The organism is Leptolyngbya sp. CCY15150 (assembly GCF_016888135.1).
Taxonomy (GTDB): domain Bacteria; phylum Cyanobacteriota; class Cyanobacteriia; order RECH01; family RECH01; genus RECH01.
This window is the reverse complement of the sequence record NZ_JACSWB010000167.1, coordinates 37,062-59,746: the sequence shown is the minus strand read 5'-3', so window position 1 is coordinate 59,746 and position 22,685 is coordinate 37,062. Positions and strand designations below refer to the sequence as shown.

The 22,685-nt window shown below is 55.4% G+C and carries 18 protein-coding genes; 6 read left to right on the top strand and 12 right to left on the bottom strand.

The window, feature by feature from the left end:
* The first annotated feature begins 16 nt into the window (after nucleotides 1-16).
* Together JUJ53_RS10020 and JUJ53_RS10015 are read left to right on the top strand one after the other, a co-directional pair.
* Complete coding sequence (locus tag JUJ53_RS10020; protein WP_204151867.1) at nucleotides 17-1,657, top strand: glycosyltransferase family 39 protein; 1,641 nt, start codon at nucleotides 17-19, stop codon at nucleotides 1,655-1,657.
* Complete coding sequence (locus JUJ53_RS10015) at nucleotides 1,654-3,273, top strand: glycosyltransferase family 39 protein (RefSeq protein WP_204151866.1); 1,620 nt, start codon at nucleotides 1,654-1,656, stop codon at nucleotides 3,271-3,273. The genes JUJ53_RS10020 and JUJ53_RS10015 overlap by 4 nt, the downstream gene beginning before the upstream one ends.
* A 120-nt stretch (nucleotides 3,274-3,393) precedes the next feature.
* Here JUJ53_RS10015 and JUJ53_RS10010 read toward each other — a convergent pair whose 3' ends face one another.
* Nucleotides 3,394-3,813 (bottom strand): hypothetical protein, encoded by a 420-nt coding sequence (locus JUJ53_RS10010; protein ID WP_204151865.1) that lies wholly within the window; start codon nucleotides 3,811-3,813, stop codon nucleotides 3,394-3,396.
* Nucleotides 3,813-5,063 carry an AI-2E family transporter gene (locus tag JUJ53_RS10005; RefSeq protein WP_204151864.1) on the bottom strand — a complete coding sequence of 417 codons (1,251 nt, stop codon included), beginning with the start codon at nucleotides 5,061-5,063 and terminating at the stop codon, nucleotides 3,813-3,815. The genes JUJ53_RS10010 and JUJ53_RS10005 overlap by 1 nt, the downstream gene beginning before the upstream one ends.
* Nucleotides 5,064-5,282: 219 nt before the next feature.
* Between JUJ53_RS10005 and trmFO the strand changes: the two genes are divergently transcribed.
* Nucleotides 5,283-6,674 (top strand): FADH(2)-oxidizing methylenetetrahydrofolate--tRNA-(uracil(54)-C(5))-methyltransferase TrmFO, encoded by a 1,392-nt coding sequence (gene trmFO / locus JUJ53_RS10000; protein ID WP_204151863.1) that lies wholly within the window; start codon nucleotides 5,283-5,285, stop codon nucleotides 6,672-6,674.
* Here trmFO and JUJ53_RS09995 read toward each other — a convergent pair.
* Nucleotides 6,655-6,807, bottom strand: coding sequence for a hypothetical protein (locus JUJ53_RS09995; protein ID WP_204151862.1), 153 nt, complete (start codon nucleotides 6,805-6,807; stop codon nucleotides 6,655-6,657). The genes trmFO and JUJ53_RS09995 overlap by 20 nt on opposite strands.
* Nucleotides 6,808-6,811: 4 nt before the next feature.
* Complete coding sequence (gene recJ, locus JUJ53_RS09990; protein WP_204151861.1) at nucleotides 6,812-10,471, bottom strand: single-stranded-DNA-specific exonuclease RecJ; 3,660 nt, start codon at nucleotides 10,469-10,471, stop codon at nucleotides 6,812-6,814.
* A 408-nt stretch (nucleotides 10,472-10,879) separates the two neighbouring features.
* Here recJ and JUJ53_RS09985 point away from each other — a divergent pair, with 408 nt between their 5' ends.
* Entirely contained in the window at nucleotides 10,880-12,004 is a 1,125-nt protein-coding gene (locus tag JUJ53_RS09985; RefSeq protein WP_204151860.1) for a saccharopine dehydrogenase NADP-binding domain-containing protein, read from the top strand.
* 38 nt (nucleotides 12,005-12,042) lie between these two features.
* On the opposite strand, the gene JUJ53_RS09980 is transcribed toward JUJ53_RS09985, so the two are convergent.
* Nucleotides 12,043-13,011 (bottom strand): hypothetical protein, encoded by a 969-nt coding sequence (locus tag JUJ53_RS09980; RefSeq protein ID WP_204151859.1) that lies wholly within the window; start codon nucleotides 13,009-13,011, stop codon nucleotides 12,043-12,045.
* 537 nt (nucleotides 13,012-13,548) lie between these two features.
* Between JUJ53_RS09980 and JUJ53_RS09975 the strand changes: the two genes are divergently transcribed.
* Entirely contained in the window at nucleotides 13,549-14,229 is a 681-nt protein-coding gene (locus tag JUJ53_RS09975; RefSeq protein ID WP_204151858.1) for a Crp/Fnr family transcriptional regulator, read from the top strand.
* Nucleotides 14,230-14,454: 225 nt separating this feature from the next.
* On the opposite strand, the gene JUJ53_RS09970 is transcribed toward JUJ53_RS09975, so the two are convergent.
* From JUJ53_RS09970 to JUJ53_RS09945, 6 genes are all read right to left on the bottom strand, one after another.
* Nucleotides 14,455-15,243, bottom strand: a complete 789-nt coding sequence (locus JUJ53_RS09970) for a transporter substrate-binding domain-containing protein (protein ID WP_204151857.1) — start codon at nucleotides 15,241-15,243, stop codon at nucleotides 14,455-14,457.
* 122 nt (nucleotides 15,244-15,365) lie between these two features.
* A complete protein-coding gene (gene rplT / locus JUJ53_RS09965; protein WP_204151856.1) occupies nucleotides 15,366-15,719 on the bottom strand; it encodes a 50S ribosomal protein L20 in 354 nt (117 codons plus the stop codon).
* A gap of 174 nt (nucleotides 15,720-15,893) precedes the next feature.
* Entirely contained in the window at nucleotides 15,894-16,091 is a 198-nt protein-coding gene (gene rpmI, locus JUJ53_RS09960; protein WP_204151855.1) for a 50S ribosomal protein L35, read from the bottom strand.
* Between the two features lie 178 nt (nucleotides 16,092-16,269).
* Nucleotides 16,270-16,629 (bottom strand): urease subunit beta, encoded by a 360-nt coding sequence (locus JUJ53_RS09955; protein WP_204151893.1) that lies wholly within the window; start codon nucleotides 16,627-16,629, stop codon nucleotides 16,270-16,272.
* A gap of 65 nt (nucleotides 16,630-16,694) precedes the next feature.
* Complete coding sequence (gene ureA, locus JUJ53_RS09950; RefSeq protein ID WP_204151854.1) at nucleotides 16,695-16,997, bottom strand: urease subunit gamma; 303 nt, start codon at nucleotides 16,995-16,997, stop codon at nucleotides 16,695-16,697.
* An 86-nt stretch (nucleotides 16,998-17,083) separates the two neighbouring features.
* Complete coding sequence (locus JUJ53_RS09945; protein WP_239124949.1) at nucleotides 17,084-18,133, bottom strand: hypothetical protein; 1,050 nt, start codon at nucleotides 18,131-18,133, stop codon at nucleotides 17,084-17,086.
* 253 nt (nucleotides 18,134-18,386) lie between these two features.
* On the opposite strand from JUJ53_RS09945, the gene JUJ53_RS09940 reads away from it, so the two are divergent.
* The gene (locus JUJ53_RS09940; protein WP_204151853.1) at nucleotides 18,387-19,391 is read left to right on the top strand and encodes a methylenetetrahydrofolate reductase; all 1,005 of its coding nucleotides are present in this window, start codon (nucleotides 18,387-18,389) and stop codon (nucleotides 19,389-19,391) included.
* Nucleotides 19,392-19,410: 19 nt separating this feature from the next.
* Here JUJ53_RS09940 and topA read toward each other — a convergent pair whose 3' ends face one another.
* Nucleotides 19,411-22,131, bottom strand: coding sequence for a type I DNA topoisomerase (gene topA / locus JUJ53_RS09935; RefSeq protein WP_204151852.1), 2,721 nt, complete (start codon nucleotides 22,129-22,131; stop codon nucleotides 19,411-19,413).
* Nucleotides 22,132-22,685: the final 554 nt, after the last annotated feature.

The window sequence follows — 22,685 nt, the reverse complement described above, 5'->3', positions numbered from 1 at the left end:
TCTTCCGATTGCATCTATGACTCTCACGCAAGATCCACAGATCCAGGATCGTCTAGCCAAACGCCTATTTCCTCGTCTGAGAACGGTGGCGATCGCCTTCCTACTCCTCGGGGTCGTGCTACGAGTTGTATTTTTAGAGCAAGAATTTTTCTGGGGAGACGAGGTGCTCACCGCCCTACGCATCTCCGGCTATTCTGAAGTGACCGTCATCGATCAGCTCTACCAAGGGCAGGCCCTACAGCTCCAAGACCTGCAGGTCTACCAGCAGCCCCAGGCCAGGCCCGGCTGGGGAGCGGTTTGGGCCGTGCTCACCGACCACCCAGAACATCCTCCCCTGTACTATGTCCTGAATCGCATTTGGACTCGTCTGGTAGGGCTCTGGAGCGATCGCCCTGTGCCCAACGTACGCAGCCTGTCCATTGTGTTTAGTTTAGCCACCTTGCCCCTAACCTTCGCCTGGCTGCGACAGTGTTTTAGTCATCGGGTAGCATGGATGGCGATCGCCCTGATGGCCGTGTCTCCCCTGCATGTGCTCTATGCCCAAGAAGCGCGGCAGTATAGCCTGTGGATGCTGTTGATGGTGGCGTCTAACTGGGCGGTGATGCGGGCAGTGGAGCAGTCCACTCGGACGAGGTGGGGGCTCTATGCCCTAACGGCAACCCTGGGCCTATATACCCATCTCTTGTTTGGCCTGGTGTTGATCTGCCAAGGCCTCTACGTGGTAGCCAGCCAAGGATGGCGCACTGGAGCTATCTTCCGGCGCTATGGACAGGCGATCGCCCTGGCCCTGCTAGCCTTTAGCCCTTGGCTATGGGTGATTGTGACCCGGTTTGAAGGACTACAGCACACGGTACAGCAGGCGCAAAACAGTCGCACCGTGGTGAACCTCGTTCAGGATCTGTCTCGATTGATCAACCGGGTTTTTTTTAACGCCGATCTCACCTGGGCCAATGGCATCCTCGTGCTGTTGATTGGCGTAGTGGTCTATCAGCTCTGGCGGCGATCGCCCATCCCTGGCACGGTGTTGATTGTGAGTTTAATTGTTGTACCTTTTATGGTGCTGGCGATACCAGATCTGATCACCGGCAGTGCTCAGTCGGCTCGGGTGCGCTATATGATTCCTGCTTATCTAGGCATTCAATGGGCGATCGCTCTGCAATGTTCCCAGGGTATCTACACCCAGCAGCGTTGGCAGCGTAGCCTTTGGCGGTTTAGCTGGAGTTTGCTCTTGGTGGGATCTGTATCTGGAAGTTTAGTCGGTGTCTATCAAACCGACGTGCCTTGGATTAATGGCGGCAAGGTGCGCGATTACTTGGCCATTGCTGAGGTGATCAATGCTCAGGATGCTCCTCGCATCGTCAGTGATACAAGACCGGTGAGAGCGATCGCCCTTAGCTACCGCCTCAAGCCAGAGGCCACCCTGCAGTTATTTCCACCATCCGCCGATCAGCTAGCAGAACTAACCCCATCTCGACTACGCGATCGCACCCTAGCTCCGGTCTCCACCGGCGGGATGAACCTAGAGGCAATGGAGCGGGGAACGGCTTGGGTGGTGGATCCTTCCCCAGGCTTTCAGACCCAGTTAGCCTCCTTAGGACGCTTGACGATGCAGTATGAGGGGCGACATATGCAACTCTGGGAATGGAGGCGTCGGTGAAACTAGAAGCACCCTTGGGACAATGGCTCCGATGGGGGGCGATCGCTCTTTTAGTCATCGGTATCCTATTCCGATTTGGCAACCTGGGCAAAAAGGTATATTGGATTGATGAAACCTATACGTCTCTGAGGATATCTGGCTATGGGGAACAGGAGCTGATCGCCCAGACCTATACCGGTGAGGTGATCACCGTTGCTGATTTGCAAAGCTTCCAGAACCTGAGCCCCGATCGTACCTGGACAGATACCTTAAAATCCCTGAGCGAGTCCCCCCAACATCCTCCCCTTTATTTTTTACTCGGACGACTGTGGATACAGATATGGGGAGCTAGTCCCGCCACGGTGCGATCGCTCTCGGCTCTGCTCAGCTTACTCACCTTTCCTGCCCTCTACTGGCTAGGACGCGAGTTGTTTGAACGCCCTACAGCCCGCTGGCTAGCGATCGCCTGCGTAGCTGTCTCCCCCTTCCATGTGCTCTATGCCCAAGAAGCTCGGCAATACAGTTTATGGACAGCTCTGACCATTGCCAGCGGAGCCGCTCTCCTGTGGGCCATGCGTCTGACCCAAACCGCTGTTCCTCCCCCACGGCGCTGGCTAGCTTGGCTCACCTATACCCTACTGCTGGCTACGAGTTTCTACACCTTTTTGCTGACGGGCCTGGTGGCGATCGCCCATGGCGTCTTCATCGGCATCCGTACGTGGCAAAAGCGGGAGCGATCGCTGCTCCTATCGTACTTAGTCGCAACAGCAGCAGCCATCCTTCTCTTTACTCCGTGGCTAGGGGTGATGATCAGCCATGCCCAGCGGGTGAGCCGTACAGCCGCCTGGGCGAATGAGCGATTTTCCTTAGATTGGCTGATTCTCCGCTGGTTATTGTATCCCATCAATCAGGTTCTAGATCTAAACCTAGGCGATCGCTATCTGACCTCGCCCGCCATCCTCTTAATGGTGGCGATGGTGGCGCTCATCATCTATGCCGTCATCGTCGTTGCCCGTGAAGCCCCGCCCCTCACCGCTCAATTTATCTTCGTCACCACCGCCGTCCCAGCCCTGATGCTCATTCTGCCTGATTTACTCTTCGGGGGGCAGCGATCGGGCACTGCCCGCTATATGATACCCGTTTATTTTGGACTCCATCTAGCTGTCATCTATGCCCTCAGCCTCCGTCTAGAAACAGCTACGCGCACCCGCGCCCGCTGGCAGTTAATCACCCTAGGTGTTTTGGTAGCGGGCATCGTATCCTGCGGCATCAGCAGTCAAGCCACGCTATGGTGGACAAAAAGTCCAGATAAGCATCAGCACAATCATCGCATCGTAGCGGCTCTCAACCAAAGCGATCGCCCCCTGTTGATTAGCGATGATTCAACCGACCTCAGCACCTGCTTTGCTTGTCGAATGCTAACCCTGAGCTATGATCTACCACCCGAGACTCGGTTGCAGCTAGTGCGATCGCCTCAAATTCCTGTATTACCAAGCGATCGCCCCGATGTATTTGTCCTTAGCCCATCGCGCCGGTTAGTCCGGAGACTGGCAGACCAAGGCTATACATCGCGGCTGGTGTTCGAAGCTGATCGAGTTTGGTTTTGGCACTTGACCCCTGACATAAAATCCGGTTAAAGAGCTATAGCTTGGGATGGTGAAGATTGCCTGCCAGACGTCTGATTCAGCAACACCGGAACTCTTCGCCACCAGGTAAAAAAACCGTGGTTTAAGCATTGGGTGAGGAACAGGAAAATATCATACGCGAAACAGATACCCGATACCTAGCCCCAAACCTAACCCCGTAAATGAAACCAGCGACAAAATGACAAAGGATTGCCAGCGGCTCTGCTGCCATTGCTGCAACTCTAGCCGGGCCAGCAACTCGGCGGCTAATATCATGACAACGTAGCTAAATATCCGCACCCAAACGAGCGCGAGCACCACGAGAAAGGCTGCACAGATAATGGTGGTGAAGTAGCCAACATCCGACGTAAGCCACGAGCGGATGAGAGTTCGCACCCCTTTTGAAAAGGTGGTCAGCAAAAGAGCTTCTGCGAGGGTAAAGGCTAGCACGGCGACCCAAGCTATCCAGGTGACATGGGCAGCATATAAAAACCAGCTAAAGGTGGTGTAGCCCAACAACAGTAATCCGAGGGCTAGCCAAGGCAGTTTCATCACGGCGAGGATTCGGGTTCAAAGGGGTCAGATGGCGTAGATGGGTCGGTGGTCAGGGATGGCTCAGGGGCGATCGCGTGGGGATGAGCATCTTCGGCAGTTGGCCCATGAATACTATCAAGGGCCACCGCACTGCTGAGCCAGGCTGAAGGATCGTCGGCAGGAGTCCGATTGTTCATGATCGGATTTGGGAGGGTGGCGATCGCTGGTTCGGGATAGTGGTCTGATGTCCATCGATCCATCACATCGCGAATCAGCACTTCTTCAATCAAGACTTTTGCGACAACGGTGAGAGGCAGGGCCAGCAAGAGCCCGAGGAAGCCAAAGGTGGCGGCAAAAAAGATTTGGGCGATCAGGGTCATGGCCGGCAATAGGGAAACCTGCTTGGCCATGACGGTTGGTGTTAGCCAGTAGCTTTCAATATTCTGAATGACGATATAGAGAATGATCACGGGAATGGCCTTCCAAGGCGCGTCAATCAGGGCGATCGTCAGCGGGAAGATGAGGCTGAGGGTCGGGCCGATATTGGGAATAAAGTTGAGTAAACCGGCTAGGAGCGCATGGGCTAGGACTAAGCGAATGCCAAGAACCAGCAATCCCAATCCACTGAGCAGCCCTAAGGTGACGGAACTAATGACAATGCCGCCAAACCAATTGCCTAGGGCTGATTCACATTCCACGAGGATGGTATCAACACGACGGCGATAGAAGGATGGGAAAGCGTGGATGACAGCTTGTCGGTAGGGCTGTGGGTTGGCCAAAAGCATCAAGGTAATCACAATGACGACCAAGAGCTGGAACACCACCGCAAGAGAATTGGAAAATAGGGCAAAGAAGTTGCTCAGAATATTCTGAACAAGCGGCTGAATCTGCTGGGCTAGGTTGGAAATACTGGAGAGTTCAAACTGTTCAGCAAACAGTTCTGGATTATTGCGAATAATGCCATCGAGCCAATTGGTAATTTGCTGAAATCCCTTGGGCAGGAGTTCTAGAAGGCTGAGAAACTGCTCGGTGAAAGGAGGGACAATCACCTGCACGAAGATTCCACCTACCAAGGCTAAGCCAGTCATGGCGATGAGAATGGCTAGCCCTCGACGAATGCCAAATTTTTGGATGCGTCGTACAAGGCTATTAATAGCCGTAGCTAAGACCACAGCCGTGAAAACCAAGAGCAGCATTTGGCGAATTTGCCATAGCAGCACCAGGGCGATCGCTAGACACAGTATCCCAATCCACTCTCCTAATTTCACCTGCTTCACTCCTGCACGTAGGCGCTTACATACTATCTAACCTCACCCCTGGTTGGTTGACGAGAGCAGGTTTTGATCGGTCATCCTTGGCGATCGCTTCTCAAAATCCGCTAGGCTGGTTAGAGGCGATCGCCCCACCTCTGGTTCAATGCCGTTTTGGGCAACCCAGTAGGCATGGGGAAAGCACTGTTCACTCGTTCTAGCGCATTTGGAATCAGCATGACCGTAACGACACAGCCGGTTCACGTCATTGGCGGCGGCCTGGCCGGCACAGAGGCGGCTTGGCAGGTAGCCCAGGCAGGGGTGCCCGTGATTTTACATGAAATGCGACCGCAGCAGGTCAGTCCGGCCCACCACACTGAGCATTTGGCCGAACTGGTGTGCAGTAACTCCTTTGGGGCCCGGGCCAGCGATCGCGCCTCGGGGCTTCTCCATGCGGAATTGCGGCGTTTGGGGTCGGTGGTGATTGGCAAGGCGGATGACCATGCGGTACCAGCCGGGGGAGCCTTGGCGGTGGATCGGGCGGTGTTTAGCCAAGATCTGACAGAAACCCTCAGCCGTCATCCCTTGATTGAACTGCGGCGGGGAGAAGTCTCGACGATTCCCACCGATGCCGTTGTGGTGCTAACAACAGGGCCGTTAACCAGTGAGGCCTTGGCAGACGATTTGCGTCGGTTTACGGGCATGGAGTATTTGAGTTTTTTTGATGCCGCCAGTCCGATTGTGGTGGGAGAGTCAATTAACCAAGATATTGCCTTCTTAGCATCCCGCTACGATCGCGGAGAGGCTGCCTATCTCAATTGCCCGATGACCCAAGCGCAATATTTGGCGTTTTGGCAGGCGCTCTGTGCAGCGGAACAGGCGGAATTAAAAGCTTTTGAGCGGGAAACGGCGAAGTTTTTTGAAGGCTGTTTGCCCATTGAAGAAATGGCGCGGCGCGGTGAAGATACGATGCGCTATGGGCCGCTGAAGCCGGTGGGGCTCTTTGATGCCCGCCATGGTGATTTTCGAGATCCCAATAATCGCGATAAACGTCCCTACGCAGTGGTGCAGCTTCGTCAAGAAGACAAGGCAGGCCAGCTTTGGAATATGGTTGGCTTTCAAACGAATCTGCGCTGGGGCGAACAAAAGCGAGTATTCCGGATGATTCCAGGCTTGGAGGAAGCGGAATTTGTGCGTATGGGCGTGATGCACCGCAATACGTTTATTAATACGCCGGAACTCCTGACCCGATCGCTGCAGTTTAAAACGCGGCCGTCCCTGTTGGCAGCCGGGCAATTGGTGGGTACCGAAGGCTATACAGCGGCAGCGGCCGGGGGTTGGCTAGCGGGCACTAATGCGGCGCGAGTTGTCCAAGGGCGATCGCCCCTAGAGGTACCAGAAACCACGATGATGGGTGCCCTGATTGACTTTATCAGCAGCGCTTCACCGAAGCACTTTCAGCCCATGCCGCCCAATTTCGGCATTTTGCCAGAGCTGCCCCAGCGCATCCGCAATAAGCAGGAACGCTACGGCACCTATCGCGATCGCGCCTTTCAAGACCTCGAACGCTGGGCCCAGGAGCAAAACCTGGTTCTGCAAGCGGGCGAGCTCAGCCCCCTATCGGCTTGATATTCATCGGCCGTTGGGAAAATAACCGTGCCTGGTAGTCTGTATAACCAACGGTTGAGCGATCGCCATGGTAGGTTAAAGCCACTGACAACAGTTTGAGTATTTCCCCGGTTTCACCGCCGGGCTTTTTCATGGCTTCAGAACAGTCCAGGCTGGCGATCTGAGCCCCAGAGATACTGATGGAGCTGGTCAAACTGCCAGGCATAGAACGGTACCCCATCCTGTTGAGCGCGATCGCAAAGTTGTGCCAAGTGGGCGATCGCATCCACCGTCTCCTGCTGCTGCATGGCTTTGGCGAGGGGATGCTGCCAGGTGCGCAAAAAGGTTTGAATCACGGTGCGATCGCTTTCTGCAATCAGAGGTGCCTGAACGGTTTTGAGCCGGTGGGATCCAGGATTCGGATCATCCAGGTCAGTATCCTCCGCAATTTGCCAATGGTCTGCCAGCAGAGGCAGTAGATCGGTTGCCGTATATTTCTTGCGCGCCAGCAACCGCAGACCCGCCACTTCAGGGGGCTGATTCTGCTCGACGAAGGCCGCCCGCAGATCTTTGAAGAAAGGTTGAATCACCTCCCGATCCACCGCAAGGCTGAAGCGATCGCCCGCCTCGGAATAGTCTGCAGCCTCACCCCCATCCTGCCACTGAGCCTGATAGCCACGATAGGCAGCAGCTAGGTCGGTCTGGCTACGGGCCTGTAGGCATTCCCAGCGAGACTTGCCCACCAAGGCCATAAACCATTTGCGCATCTGAGGAGCGGAGAAGAGGGAGGGTGCTGTCCGCAGTTCCTCTAGGGGCGAGCTGGCCGGGGATAGGTCTAGATGCAGATCGGTAACCAAGGGTAGAACGGCGGCTGAGGGCTCAATATCGGCGGCATCCTCCGCAGGGGTGAGCATCGGGTCAGGTAATGGATGGGCAGACTCTGGCGTTGAGTCTAGCTCTGCCGGGGGACGACTAGAACCAACAGCGGTCGGCTGGACTAGCTCTACAACGGTTGGTTGAACCGGCTCTGCCATCTTCTTTTCATAGGGTTGAACCGGCTGCTTCGCACGACGAGCCTGGAGTTGTGCTGCCGTCATCAGACCGGGGATGCTGGCCAAATCTTGGGGTGGTTCGTCATCAGAGGCCTCCATCTGAGCCGAGAGATAAAGATCGGCCACCACCGGCCCAGCCAAGGCCGCTGCTCCTTCATTGGCCAGAGCTTCCATTTCTTGGGCGAGGGCTGCTTCATCGAAATCATCCATATCTGCCTCGTCCCAGTCTGCCTCCAGTTCATGGTTGAGAACGGTTGCTTGAGTAAGGGCCGCTTCATCAACCTCATCAACGCCATCACCGTCTACCTCGTCCCAATCTGCCTCCAGTTCATGGTTGAGAACAGTTGCTTGAGTAAGAGCCGTTTCATCTGGGTCATTAACGTCATCGGCATCATCACCGTCTGCCCCATCCCAATCTGCCTCCGGATCATGGTTGAGAACGGTCGTGAGCTTCTCTGACCTGTCTGGATCGTTCATCTCTGGGGCAGATGCATCTCCATCATCTACCCAATCCACCCTAGACGTGAGGGCGATCGCCTCCTCTAGCTCGGCCATCTCGCTGTCTGGCTCTGGCGCTGCAAACCCATCGGTGTGCTCTAGGTGATCTACAGGGGCGATCGCCTCCTCTAGAATATCCTGGGTGTCTTCCTGCACCGGGGTTGACGACTGCAGGGCCTGGAGGGCGGCTCGGATCAAGTGGAAGTAAAAAGGCTGGGCCACATCGATTTCGATGGCCTCGTCCCGCGATCGCCCCAACAATCCTCGCCGTTGCTCTGGCTGCAGAGCTAAAACCTGCCCTTGGGCATTTTGGATGCGTAGCTCTCGGGAGGTGGGGGTGATGGAAATGCTGCAGGCATAGGGGCGATCGCCATGGGTAAACTCGACCCGCTGGGGAGGTAAATGCTGGAAACTCGCGTCAATGGGATGGTCAATAGGCGGCTCGGCAACCGGGTCAGGCAGAGGGGTGGCCGCATTAGGACGTACGCCGATCAGCTCTAGCTCCAAGGTGCGACTGTTATTCCATTCATTGATCTTGAGGCGATAGGCAATATCAATGGGGCTGGGCAAAGGGCAGTATTCGCCCCAACGCCAAGCGATCGCCTTGAACGTCACGTCTTCGGCGGAGTCTGAAATCTGCCCCAGGGTAAGCTTCAGATGATCCTGGTTTTTCCCAATCACCCGCTGCTCCAGCACCCGCACTGGGCCACTCCAAAACACCGGATCAGGATTTTCCATGCCGCAGGGATGCAGGCGATCAATTTGCTCACAAAGGTGCAGGCTCAGATCTTGAAAGTCAGCCTGGGCATCCACGGTCACCAAGGGTTTTAAATGCTGGGGCATCAACTGCTGATTAGCGGAGAGGCTGAGGCGAAACCGAAATTCATCGAGATGTTCAGCCTTGAGAGAGAAGCCGCCCGCAGCCCGGTGTCCGCCATATTTCTCCAGCACCGTTTCTGTAAACTGGAGGGCTTTGAACACGTTAAATTCTGGAATACCTCGGGCCGACCCGCGAATGTGTTGCTGATCCTCCTGTTCATAGGTGCCGATGAAGACCGGCACGCCGTAGCGTTCCACCAATCGGGAGGCGACAATACCAATCACGCCATGGTGCCAACCGGGCTGCACCACCACCAAAACCCGATCATTCATCAGGTTGGGCTGGGTCGCCTCACACCAAGCGATCGCTTCCTGTTCAATCAATTCACAGAGACGCTGCCGGTGCTGGTTAATTTGCTCACACACCATGGCCAGCTCCAGAGCCCGTCCAGGATCATCCGTGGTCAGCAGCTCAATCACAACCTGGGGATCGGCAATGCGCCCTACGGCATTGATGCGAGGGCCCAGACGGAACCCGATCGCTTCTGGCTTCAGAGCCTTGTCTTCATTGGCCAGGCCCGCCACTTGGATCAAAGCCTGGATGCCCAGGATGCGAGAGCGCGGCAAGAGCTTCAGACCCCGCCGCACCCAGCGCCGATTGACGCCGGTGAGGGGAGCAAGATCGGCAATGGTACCCAAGGTGAACAACTCCAGCAGCGGCGTGGTCAGATCCTTGGTCTGCTGAAGGGCTTGGGCCAGGCAGACGGCAAGAATATAGGCGACACCGACCCCAGCAACACCGCTGTAGGGCGAGGCGATGTCGAGGAGTTTGGGGTTTAGGATGGCGTTGGCTGGGGGGAGCTGGGGAGGAAGGTCGTGGTGGTCGGTGATAATCACCACTAACCCGAGCTCACGGGCATAGGCAATCGGGTCATAGGCCGCGATGCCGTTGTCTACCGTCAAAATAATTCGCACGCCGTCGGCATGAAAGTCTTCAACGATGCGGCGATTGATGCCATAGCCTTCGCTCATGCGGCTGGGAATGGCATAGTCTACCTGAGCGCCGAGGTAACGCAGCGATCGCAGCAGTAGGGCCGTGCTGGTCATGCCGTCGGCATCATAGTCGCCGCAGATGGCAATCTTATGGTGGTGGGCGATCGCCTCTAGCAAAAGTTCTAGGGCGGCGGCCAGGTCAGGAAACTCTTCCAAGGGCGAGGGCAGTTGCAACACCTCGGGGTTCACAAAATGTTGCGCTGCCGCTACAGAGTCGATACCGCGATTGACCAAAACCTGGGCCAGCAGCGGCGGCAAATCTAGCCCTTGGGCAATGTCAGCCACTCGATCAGGCTGGGGTTTGGCAATCCGCCAGCGCTGGTCGGGCAATTGTCCGCGCCGAGTTTTACGAGAGCTGGCCAGGGTATCTTGGCTAAACGCCGGGCGGGGTTGCATAACGTTGAGTACGGAGGATTGTGGCACGATTCGCTTGACCTAGAGAATAGCAACGCAGCATCAAAGAGACAACTACATCGGAGATTTAGGTTAGTTGCAGATGACCCAGGATAGCTGGACAATGGATCCCATGAGCGAATGCCAATGTGGGACTCTCATTTCTCATCCTGGAACACTCTGAACCATCCTGAAACCCTTCGGATACTGATCGATGATTGACCTGAGCGACGGGTATCGGTGCAGCCATCGCTCTATAGTTCATATGTTCTATAGTTGTAGCACAGGGGTGGCGATCGCCTCAAGCGTTTTGGATAGATCGTGTCTGCTACGGTCGGATTAGAGCATCGCCTCGTAGCGCCACCCCCATTCACCACCCTCATTCTGGAGCCGTCAGACGTAAAACAGACCATGACTAAGCGTGTACTAGTATTGGGTGGTCGGGGGCGCATTGGCCAAGCAATTGTGGCGGATTTGCTCACCCATACCGATACGATCATCATGGCGACCGGGCGACAGGGTGCGGTCATGTCCTCGGATCATCCCCAGCGCTTGGCCTATCAACGTCTGGAGCTGAATCAGCAATCGGCGCTCAACCAAGCGATCGCTTCAGTGGATTTGGTGATTCACTGTGCGGGCCCCTTTCACCATCGCGATGGCCGGGTGCTGCAAACCTGCATTCATCACCGGGTGAATTATATCGACATCAGCGATCATCGTGGCTTTACAGAGCGGGCGTTGGCCCAGCATGAGGCGGCGCAGGCGGCGGGGGTAACGGCGATCGTCAATGGGGGCATCTTTCCCGGCATCTCCAACAGTATGGTGCGGCAAGGGATTGAGACCCTAGACCAGGCTGATGCGGTACATCTACGCTATGTGGTAGGTGGATCGGGAGGCGCTGGGCTGACCGTCCTGCGCACTACGTTTTTAGGTCTCCAGCATCCCTTTTTGGCGCGGCTGGATGGAGAATGGCGATCCGTCTTGCCCTACAGCGATCGCCAGATGGTGCGCTTTCCCAAACCCTTTGGCCGCGTAGGCGTCTATTGGTACGACGTCCCAGAAACTCTGACGTTGGCAGAATCCTTTTCCCTGCAAACCCTAACGACCAAATTTGGGTCGGTGCCGGATTTGTATAACTACCTAACCTGGATGACCGCCCACGGCCTGCCCAAGTCTTGGCTGCAACATCCCACCGTCATTGAGTTTTTGACCCAAGTGAGCTACCGCATGACTCAATGGAGCGATCGCTGGAGTGGTGTAGGCGTGGGCATTCATCTGGAGATCCAAGGACAGGTCAATGGACAGCCCGCGTCCTACACCGCCACGCTGACCCATCCGCAAACGGCGATCGCGGCGGCGGCAGGGGTGGGTTGTCTCGCCCAGTATGTGCTGAGCCAGCAACTGCAGCAGCCTGGGGTCTACCCGGTGGAGCGGATTCTCTCAACGCCGGCGTTTGAGCAAGCCATGGCCCAGCGCGATATCCTCATTCAGCGATCGCTGCCGTCAGTCACGCCAGAATCTCCTAAGGATCACTAAATGATGGACAGTCTATCTAACGACCTGATCATCTAGAATCAAAGCTCTGCCGTCGGCACCTGCCCGAAGCCAGTTTGCAGGATCCAGGCGAGGATCTGTTGGGTGAGTCGCAACAGGTTTTGTCGTTGTCGGTGAGTGACAGCGGTTTGGTGCGGATCGAAAAGATGGCTATGGCGATCCACCTGCTGCAGGCGATCGCACAGACTGAGACCCAGCTTGAGCCAGCATATTTCCATGGGACTGGATCGATCGGGGTTGAGATGCCCCTGGGCAAACTTTTCTGCTAGGTGATCCACAACCTCCACCAGCTCATAGAGCAAGGCTTTTTCGGCGGGATCAATCCGTATGGCATCCTCAGCCTGAACATCCCAGCTAGATAATTTAAGGGTGTTCTCATAAAGACCAAAATGGGTCTTGGTATGATGTGGGCGGGTAGGTCTATCTGACGATCGATCCATCTCATCCATCAACCTCCGTAAAGTTTGGCAGCGGGCATAACCATGGTGAATGGGCCAAAGGCGATCGCCCAGTGTCAACGTCTTCTCTGCCGTTGGCATCAAGGGTGAGGTGGGGTATCCAGCCGAGAGGTGATCGATCGCCACGGTAATCCAAGACAACAGGGCGCGATCGCACAAGTGGAGCACGAGCCATCCAGTCTCTGTGTAGCGTAGGGTGACGGCCGATCGCACCTCCACAGGTGGCGGTACAGGGTGCGAGCATCTAAGAGACCATTGCTCTGTAAGATGTTGAGCTAAATCACGGGCAGATCGATGCCCATGGGGGGCATGTTTAAGGGCGATCGCTGAGCCATACACTAGAGATAAAGAGTTTTTCTCTCGCCTAAGGGGAACTTCAAAGCTCGGTTTGAGTCTTGAAGCTTGCCAGAAGCATTCTGGTTCTGTCCTTCGCAGAGCAGCAAAACTCTGGAGATCCTGAAACAAACACTGGGCGATTTGCGATCGCCAAGAGATGGCTGTCCATCGTTCTACAAGTTCCGTCAAATACATCCGTCGAATACATCATCAGAGAGATGCACAATTGAATTTCAGTGTGGGATAAAGAGAGACAGTCCATTTAGCAGCCTGAAATTAGGAGCCCATCAGGTCGTCGTGTCCAGCGCATCCATGGGAGTCATAAGGGTGTCATCCATCCCCTAAGCTTGGTAAGCCATCACTCTAAGTTAGTCACAGACAGCAACGTAATAAAACTACAGCCCCGTGTCCGTAATTTTTTCTACATTGTTTGTATCTGTAACGGTTATGCTAAGTTTACACTCCTCCTCTCCAGTGATCATTCACAGATTTAGAGGAAGAGTTCCATAGGCCCTAAACCTGACTGATTTTCCTTGTTGATGTCTAATGTATTCACTTAGTGTTCCTCGGATTGCGCAACCTGATCTCCCTTCCAACTGCTGATGCGATCGCCCTCTACCGTTAATCAAGTGATCTGGGGTCGAGCGATCGCATTCTGATTGATTCACCTGTGGTCTGCTTGTTTATGCTCTGTGTAAGGTTTTCGTGACGTCGCATCCACAATATTCAGCTATGTTTTCAGCATCCTCCCAGCCAGAGGCCTCTCGCCCATTTTTAACTTGGCAGCGCATTATTGATTGGGCGCAGGAACATTATCGCTGTCGCACCTTTGAAAAAGATGAACGCATTCCCGCGCGTCCAGGGTTACTCTACCTAGTGCAGTGTGGCTCTGTACGGCTTGTTGGTGAAGCGCAGGTCAGTGCAACGGGGCATACGGCGCGATCGCCCCACATTAATTCAGAGGAGGCCTTTTTGGGGTTTGTTGGCGCAGGTCAACCCTTTGAAATTGTGGCCCAGTCGCCGTTTACCCTGCAGAGCTTTGCCCATGTAGACCAAACATCCGTGATTTGGATGTATTGGCATGATCTCGATAACTGGCCCCATTTCCGCCGGGAAGTGCTCGATGCCTTTCGCTATCAACATCAGCGGAAGCTACTCTGGTTGAGCACGTTGGGTCAACGGCGTACCATTGATCGGCTCTTAGGCTTCCTAACCCTACTCATCGAAGAATTTGGTGAACCCTGTGAGGATGGCTATTGCTTACCTTGGGTACTCACCCATGCGCAAATCGGTAGCGCCATTGGTTCTACCAGGGTAACGGTAACTCGACTGATGGGTAAGTTACGCCAGCGGGGATTAATCACAACCTACGGCGATAATTTGCTCTGTATTCCCTCTCAGCCTGAGTCTTAGCCCATATCTGAGTACTCTACAGCGGAACTTTCCCCTGTAGCAGGTCACCATTGTTCCCTTCGACTTCGCTCAGGGAACAATGGCTGGATTTTGGCTGCGACTTCGCTGCTTAGGAGTCACTGGCTGAGTGACGTCGAAACCCAATAATCCCTGGACATTGTTTATCCTGGTCTGATGCCTACCTCCTAGCCAACTAGATTGTCTAGGAGGTTTTAAGCTACGTCCTCAGAACGGCAGCCCCCAGTAATTCATCCGGTCTTGAATCCAGCCATCGGTATACCAGCTAGCGATCGCTTCATTAATCTGTCGTCGTAGGTCATCGTATTGGTTGCCGCGACGGGTGGCGACGGATAGGGAGTCGGCAGACCAGGATGTGGTCAACAGGCGATAGGCGGGATAGGCCTGCACCCATCCGGCTAGAACACTGGTGTCCCCAGCAAAGGTGGCGGCTTGCCCCGTTTCCAGCAGTTCCAAACCTTCTTGGTACGAATCCACGCCGATCAGGGTCGGCTGGGGTAGGTAGGATCGCAGGTTGGCAATGGTGCTCGATTCGTTGAGCACAGCAATGGGCGATCGCCCGGCATCGGCCAGGGTTTGAATGGCCGCATCCTGGGTGACGAAGGCGGTGCCGTCGAGATAGTACGGCGCGCTGAAGCTGACGATGCGCGATCGCGAGTTGGTGCGCGTTAGTCCAGCAATCACCAGATCCACCTCACCCTCTAGGAGCACCGTGAGGCGATCGCGATTTTGAACCGGATAAAACACCACGGCGGTGCGATCGCCCAGCAGTTCCTCAGCCAAGCGATGGGCCACATCAATTTCTAGCCCCACCAGATCCCCTTCTGCATCGCGAAACCCTAGGGGGCGTAGATTGTCTTTCACGCCCACAATCAAATAGCCCCGTTCTTGGATGACAGACAGCTCGGTAGCCAAGGCGGCAGTCGGGAGCAGCGTACCCACACCGCCAAGGGAGAGGGCGATCGCCATCAATGAACTTAGAGTCAGGCTACGCATGAGAGTTAGGGTTTAGCAACGGGCTTCCGCATTGTAGCAATCTAGGAAAAAGACCACATAAAAAAACGCCATCCCCGACACGTGTTCAGGGATGGTTCACAGTCTCTTCTGTAGCCGTGGGCTTAACGACCCTGGGTGGCTACTTCCACAACCTTGGCAAATCCGCTGGGATCTAAAACGGCCATTTGAGCCAACATTTTGCGGTTGAGTTGGATATCTGCTTTCTTAAGCTGACCAATCAACTGGCTATAGCTGATGCCGTGTTGACGCGCTGCGGCGTTGATGCGAGTAATCCACAGACGACGAAAGTCCCGCTTACGGCGGCGGCGATCGCGGTAGGCGTTGCGCAGGGCCTTCATTACCTGTTGGTTAGCCGAGCGGAACAGCTTGGAGTGTGATCCCCGGAAGCCCTTCGCCAATTTTAAGATCTTCTTGCGACGCTTGCGGGCAACGTTCCCGCGCTTAACCCGTACCATAGTTTCAAGTCCTGCGTAACTGTAATAAACGTAAGTTGTCTCTAAACCTATCAGGGGCGATCGCTGCCCTGCTCACGGGATGTAGCCCTCTAGTTCACCATGCCAAGTGTCCGAAACGAGGAACCCTGCCATCTCAGATTAAATGGAGAGCGATCGCCTATCAAGACGCTGCGCTTAGAGGTAGGGCAGCATCATTTCAACGTTTTCAGCATCTCGCTCATTCACCACCACCAGCTTCGAGAGGCGGCTCTTGCGGGTGGGTGACTTGTGCTGAAGAAGGTGATTCTTAAAGGCTTTACGGCGCACAATCTTTCCACTGCCTGTGCGGCGGAAACGTTTAGCGGCGGCTTTACGGCTTTTGAGTTTGGGCATGGTCTTTGTGAATTCTACACAGTCTCTAATAATACCTGCTAACCATCCTGATGCGCAAGAGATTAACAGGACTTCGTCTATGACAACGTCAACTTTCTCAGCCAGATGCCTAGGCGAGGCTTGAAACGCTGATCCCTGCTGGGCTCGCAGCCTGGATCAGATCGCCATGGGACTAGCACTATTTTTTCTTCTTCCGAGATCCCTTCTTGTCTGCCTTGGCTGCACTAACCGGGTCGAGAGGCCCGTTAATCAGCGCGTTCAGACCATACACGTGGCGGCTACCGGCCAGGGGAATGAGGGTGATATCCCGTTCATCCCCGGGCTCAAACCGAACAGCGGTGCCAGCGGGAATATCCAAGCGCATGCCCTTGGTGGCTTCCCGGTCAAACTGCAGGGCGGTGTTCACTTCAAAGAAATGGAAATGGGAGCCGACTTGGATGGGGCGATCGCCGCTGTTTGCTACCGTTACGGTCAGAGTGGGCATCCCCGCATTCAGTTCAATATCGCCGTCGCCTGGAATCAACTCACCGGGGATCATGGTTGATGCGGGAGCGGCAGTTTTTGCTGACTTTTTGGATGTTTTTTTAGCCATGGGGCAAAACCTTAGCGAATCGGATCGTGAACCGTCACCAGCTTGGTGCCATCGGGAAAGGTAGCTTCCACCTGCACCTCATGGATCATCTCGGCAATACCCTCCATCACATCATCGCGGGTGAGCAGGGTGGCACCGTAGCTCATCAAGTCGGCAACGGTGCGACCATCGCGCGCGCCTTCTAGGATGGCTGCAGAAATGAAGGCAATGGCTTCGGGATAATTCAGCTTCAGCCCACGATCCTTGCGCCGTTCGGCCACTAGGGCGGCGGTGAAGATCATCAGCTTGTCTTTTTCTTGGGGAGTCAGTTGCATAGGTGAGGTGAAACCGGCGGGTAGGCAGTGGTTGCAAGAATCATGCCTTAGATGGGGCGCGATCGCAACTACATTGTGTTAAATCGCTATGACGTGAGGTCGGACGACACCGCCACTCGAATAACTTGGGAGAGGGCGCTTTCCACATCGCCGAGCCGGACTTCTGGGGTATTGCTAATCAGGGGGGCCAGAGCCGTGAGCAGCGATCGCAGATGGGGGGTGCTGGCTCCGCTGTCTACATAGACCCGTTCTGCTAAGTTGTTCAGCCGTTTCCAGGTGGTGTATAGCTTGGCAATGGTTTGTTCAAGCTGAGCCGCTTGGTTGACCATATCGGCGGTGGAGCTGAGGCATCCCACCCGCAGAGCTTCCTCCAGCGCCGACTCTAGGTCAAGGGGCGTGGTGGTCAGGGCCTGCACTTCGGTGGCAGATTGCAGATATTTGGCCAGGTAGCGAGCTTCAGCGGTGACCTGTTTGACCGTGTCGAGATCCGGGCTAGCCGCCACTTCTTCCTGGAGGGGGGCTTGGTGAGGGGCAGACAGTTTTTCCAGTTCTCGCACCAGGGGAGCGACATAGCGCGTGGGCAGGCTATTGTCGGCGGCCTTTTGCCGAATTTCTGCCGGTAGCAGTTCGGAACTCATGGCCGTCCAGTCATCGGAGAGATGCCGCACTTCCCGGCGGGTAATGTGGTCACCGCGCCGCGCCGCTTCACCCACCATCTGCTGCACTTCTGGGGCAGATTGAGCCGTTTCCACAAAGGCCCGCTTGCTGAATTGGTTCACATGCTCGGCTTCTAAAAAGCCGCCATCAATCAACGTATCAGCGCTATCGGCAACTTCAATCCAAGAATAGGCCTGGCTTTTGCTAATGTCCCGTTCCTTGAGCCAGTTGAGAAACCCCGTGCCCCGACCGTCCCCCGATCGCTTTTCCCGATCGCGCACCGTGCGAAGAATGCGCCCGCGCCAGATATCCGTTTGTAGATCAAAGCGATCGCAAATCTGCCAAGCTTGGGAGACGGTATGTTCAAACTCACTGTCCGACACCTGCTCATCGTGGGGATCAGGGAGATGAAAGCCCAGCTCGACGGCGGTATCCGAGGCGGTGGGAAGGGCGGAGGACATGGGAACGGATTGAACCATAGCTGTGCTTAGAGATAGGGTGATCAAAGTCGATAGCCGGATCATTATGCCACGATCTTCCAAATCTCAACGGCGGGATCTGAGGGCATATCAAGGGGAGCGATCGCGTCGTGATCAGATGACTCCACCTCTCGAACTGTGGCACACTAGGCTAGTTAGCCCTAGGCAGAGCGGTTAGAGGTGTCGTCCCAACCTGCTTGTCTAGTTTGGTCTACGTCAACCTCGCTCACATGCCTCAGCGCCTACGATTTTCATGGTTAGAATTTCCTCGTCCAATGGTGCCAGTTCCTCGTCAGCGATCGCGTCTCGCTTCCGACGCGCCGTCCAAGCGGGGGAGTTTCTTATTACCGCTGAGGTGATGCCGCCTAAAGGGGGCGATGCTAGCCGCATGATTGCCATGGCATCGGGGCTCAAAAACCGGGTTCATGCCGTGAATGTCACGGATGGCAGCCGAGCCGTTTTGCGCATGTCGTCCCTAGTGGCCTCGGCGCTGCTGCACCAACAGGGAATTGAGCCGATTTATCAAGTCGCCTGTCGCGATCGCAATCAAATTGCCCTACAAGCCGATCTGATGGGAGCCCAAGCCCTAGGTCTGCAAAACGTCCTGGCCCTCACGGGTGATCCCATCAAAGCCGGCGATCATCCCCAGGCCAAAGCCGTCTTTGATTTAGAATCCGTACGCTTGTTGAAGCTGATTGATCAACTAAACCAAGGACTAGATGCCAATGAGAAATCCTTGCCGGATGGTGCCACCCATCTGTTTGCCGGGGCGGCGGTGGATCCCCAAAGCGGCAGTTGGTCTGGTCTGCAACGCCGATTTGAGCGCAAGCTAGCGGCTGGGGCCCAGTTTTTTCAAAGCCAGTTGATTTCCGACTTCGATCGCCTCGAAAAATTCATGGATCACATCGCGGCGGGCAGCCAAAAACCGGTGCTAGCCGGCATCTTTTTGCTGAAGTCGGCTAAGAACGCAGAGTTCATCAACCGCAATGTACCCGGCGTACATATTCCCCAGCATTTGATCGATCGCCTGGCCCAAGCCAACCATCCCCTCCAAGAAGGGATGCGCATTGCGGCGGAACAGGTGCAACTGGCCCGCCAGCTTTGTCAAGGCGTTCACATGATGGCGATTAAGCGCGAAGATCTGATTCCCGAGATTCTCGATCTAGCCGGCATTGCCCCGGTGAGCGATTTAGGGAGTAGTGACTTGGGAAGTGACTTGGGGAGCGATCGCCCCTGCATTCAGGCTCCCGCTCCCTAATCTTGATTATCCCTGCCATCTAATCGGCAGATTTCTGGGACGAGGCCTTCTTCGACGTCGTAGAACGGCGGCTAGTAGTTTTCTTGGCCGTCGAGGTTTTGCTACTAGACGTCTTGCTACTCTTCGTCGTTTTGCTGCCTTTAGCCGTTGAGGATTTGGTGGTTTTGCTGGTCGATCGCTTGGTTTTGCTCTTGCTGCCCTCCTTCTCGGTCAGCAATCCTACAGCCTGTTCCATGGTCACCGACTCAACCGTACCGCCCTCTGGCAGAGACACATTGGTCTTGCCGTGCTTGATGTAGGGCCCATAGGGGCCGTCGTAGATATTCACCGGTTCCTGATCCCCTGGGTGCGCTCCCAGCTCCCGTAGGGGTTTGGCGGCTCCCTTACGACTGCCTCGCCCACGCTTGGGTTCTGCCAAAAGCTCCAGAGCCCGCTCTAGGGTAATGGTCAGGACATCATCTTCTTTCTTGAGCGATCGATAGTCTTTGCCATCTTTACCCTGGTCATGCACCACATAGGGGCCAAACCGGCCTAAGCTCGCCTTGATCTTCGCGCCGGTATCGGGATGGACACCGAGGAGTCGGGGTAGAGCCAGCAGTCCCGTAGCCATTTCTAGGGTCACCGCTTCAATGGAGACACCTTTGGGTAGCGAAGCACGCTTGGGCTTAGGATTCTCCTCCGTCGCCTCCCCAAGCTGCACGTAGGGGCCGTAGGGGCCAATTAATAGATAGATGGGCTCCCCCGTTTCTGGATCAAAGCCTACCTTATCAGGGCCTTCCGTCTTTTGCCGCAGCAGCAGCTCAACCTGATCCGGATCGAGATCGGCAGGGGTGAGATCTTGGGGAATCGATGCCTTCACCGGGCCATCCTCGTGATCGACTTCGATATAAGCGCCGTATCGACCAATGCGGATCTTGGCATCCAGCCCTTCTAGGGTAATGGAGCGGGCTTCGGTGGGATCAATTTGGTCTTCCTGTTGTTTCACCTGGGTCGCCAAACCCGTCGCGCCTCGATAGAACGAGTCTAGGTAGGGCAACCAACTGGCCGTGCCGGTGGAAATATCATCCAGGGTCTGCTCCATCCGAGCGGTGAAGCCCGTATCGACCAGATCGGGAAAATACTGCTCTAGCAAGGTGGTCACGGCGAAGGCGGTGAACGTGGGGGTGAGGCTATTGGTTTGCATCTGGGCATAGCCCCGGTCGATGATCGTACCGATGATGCTGGCGTAGGTGCTAGGACGACCAATGCCTTCACTTTCAAGCATTTTCACCAGCGATGCTTCGGTGTAGCGGGCGGGGGGCTGGGTTTCATGACCGATCGCTTCTAGATCAGAGCAATCCAAGGGATCCCCAGCCTGGAGGTTGGGCAAAATCACCTCTTGGTTTTCGATGGCGGCATCGGGATCATCGGAGCCTTCCACATAGGCGCGGAAGAAGCCAGGGAAGTCAATCCGCTTGCCGGTGGCCTTAAACTCAGCGTTATCGGCTTCAATCATCACCGTGATGTGGGTTTGGCGGGCCTCTGCCATTTGGGTGGCAACGGTGCGCTTCCAGATCAGGTCATAGAGCCGCAGTTCCCGATCGCGCAGACCCGTTTCCTGGGGAGTGCGGAAGGTGCTGCCCGAGGGACGAATGGCTTCGTGGGCTTCTTGGGCTCCCTTGCTCTTGGTGTCATATTGCCGAGGCTTGGGGCTGAGGTAGTTGCTGCCGTATAAATCTTCGACACAGGTGCGGGCGGCGGCGATCGCCTGTTGGGATAAATGCACCGAGTCGGTTCGCATGTAGGTGATATAGCCCTGCTCGTAGAGACTTTGGGCAGTGCGCATCGTGTCCCGAGCGGAGAGCCGCAGCTTACGGTTAGCTTCCTGCTGCAGGGTTGAGGTAGTGAAGGGGGGCGATGGACGGCGGGTAGATGCACGCTCGTCTAAACCTGAAACTGTCCAAGGCACGGATTCTAAGCGAGCCTGCAAATCCCGCGCTTCCGGTTCGCCCAGCAGTAGCACATTCCGCCCAGCCGCTACTTGTCCCGTGGCTTCGTCAAAGTCACTGCCATTGGCCAGCCGCTGGCCGTTGAGGGTGACCATCTTGGCTTCAAAGGGCGTCTCATGGCGCAGCAGCGTGGCTTTAAGATCCCAGTAGCTACCCCTGCGGAAGGCCCGACGCTCCCGCTCTCGGCGCACCAAAAGCCGCACCGCTACCGACTGCACCCGCCCAGCCGACAGACCCCAAGCAATTTTTTTCCAGAGCAAGGGTGAGAGGGTGTAGCCCACTAAGCGATCGAGAATACGGCGAGTTTCTTGAGCATGAACCAAGTCTTCGTTCACATCTCGGCAGTTGGCGATCGCATCCTGAATCGCCTCTTCAGTAATCTCGTGAAACACCATGCGCTTGGTTGGCACTTTGGGCTTCAAGACTTGGAGTAGGTGCCAGCTAATGCTCTCCCCTTCCCGATCTTCGTCAGTGGCTAGCACCAGCTCATCCGCCTGCTTCAAGGCCTCTTTGAGGGTGGAAACAATTTTTTTCTTGTCCTTGGGAATGACATAGAGCGGCTCAAAGTTGGCATCAACGTTAACGCCTAGCTTGGCCCAGTCTTCCTTCTTCACGTTAGCCGGAATTTCACTGGCCGACTGAGGCAAATCACGAACATGCCCCATGGATGCCTCGACCCGATAGCCCGCAGGGAGGTAGTTGCGAATAGTCCGTGCTTTGGTTGGAGATTCGACGATGACGAGAGTTGACATGAGCCTTAAATAGGATTCAGTGGATGAGTGGATCTAACCAAGACTAGACAGCCTTGAGCGTGAATGAGAGACGGGTTGATGAGCCTAGACTCTCTCGTGAGTTGTCCGTCCCGCGGTCCGTCCCGTAAGTTTCTGTCCCGTGAGTTGTCCGTGCTTCATGGTAAGACCCAGGGTTGTCCCATCCCCCAAACGCTGGGCCAGCGAGTCCGAATGTGCCGATCCAATTTTGCCTGCATGACTTGCCCTCGAATCTGCCTATGACTGCCGTCTCGTATGCCATGAGATGGTTTACAGGTGTGAACCTTACAGCCTAGGTTTTCACTGTCCGTCCTTCTAATCAGCTTGCTATACTATCCCGTCCTAGCATGAGAATGGAACAATATCCAATGAGCTGTTAGATCTCTACTTATAACTGATGTCGGCAGAAATACAAGGAAAAATTGCGATCGCTTCCCCTCAATCCGGTTAGTTTGCAGAGTATGATGCACAATGGGAAGGGTTCGTAAGGCTAGGGAATTCACTCCCATCGCATAAGTCCAATCGCACAATTTAAG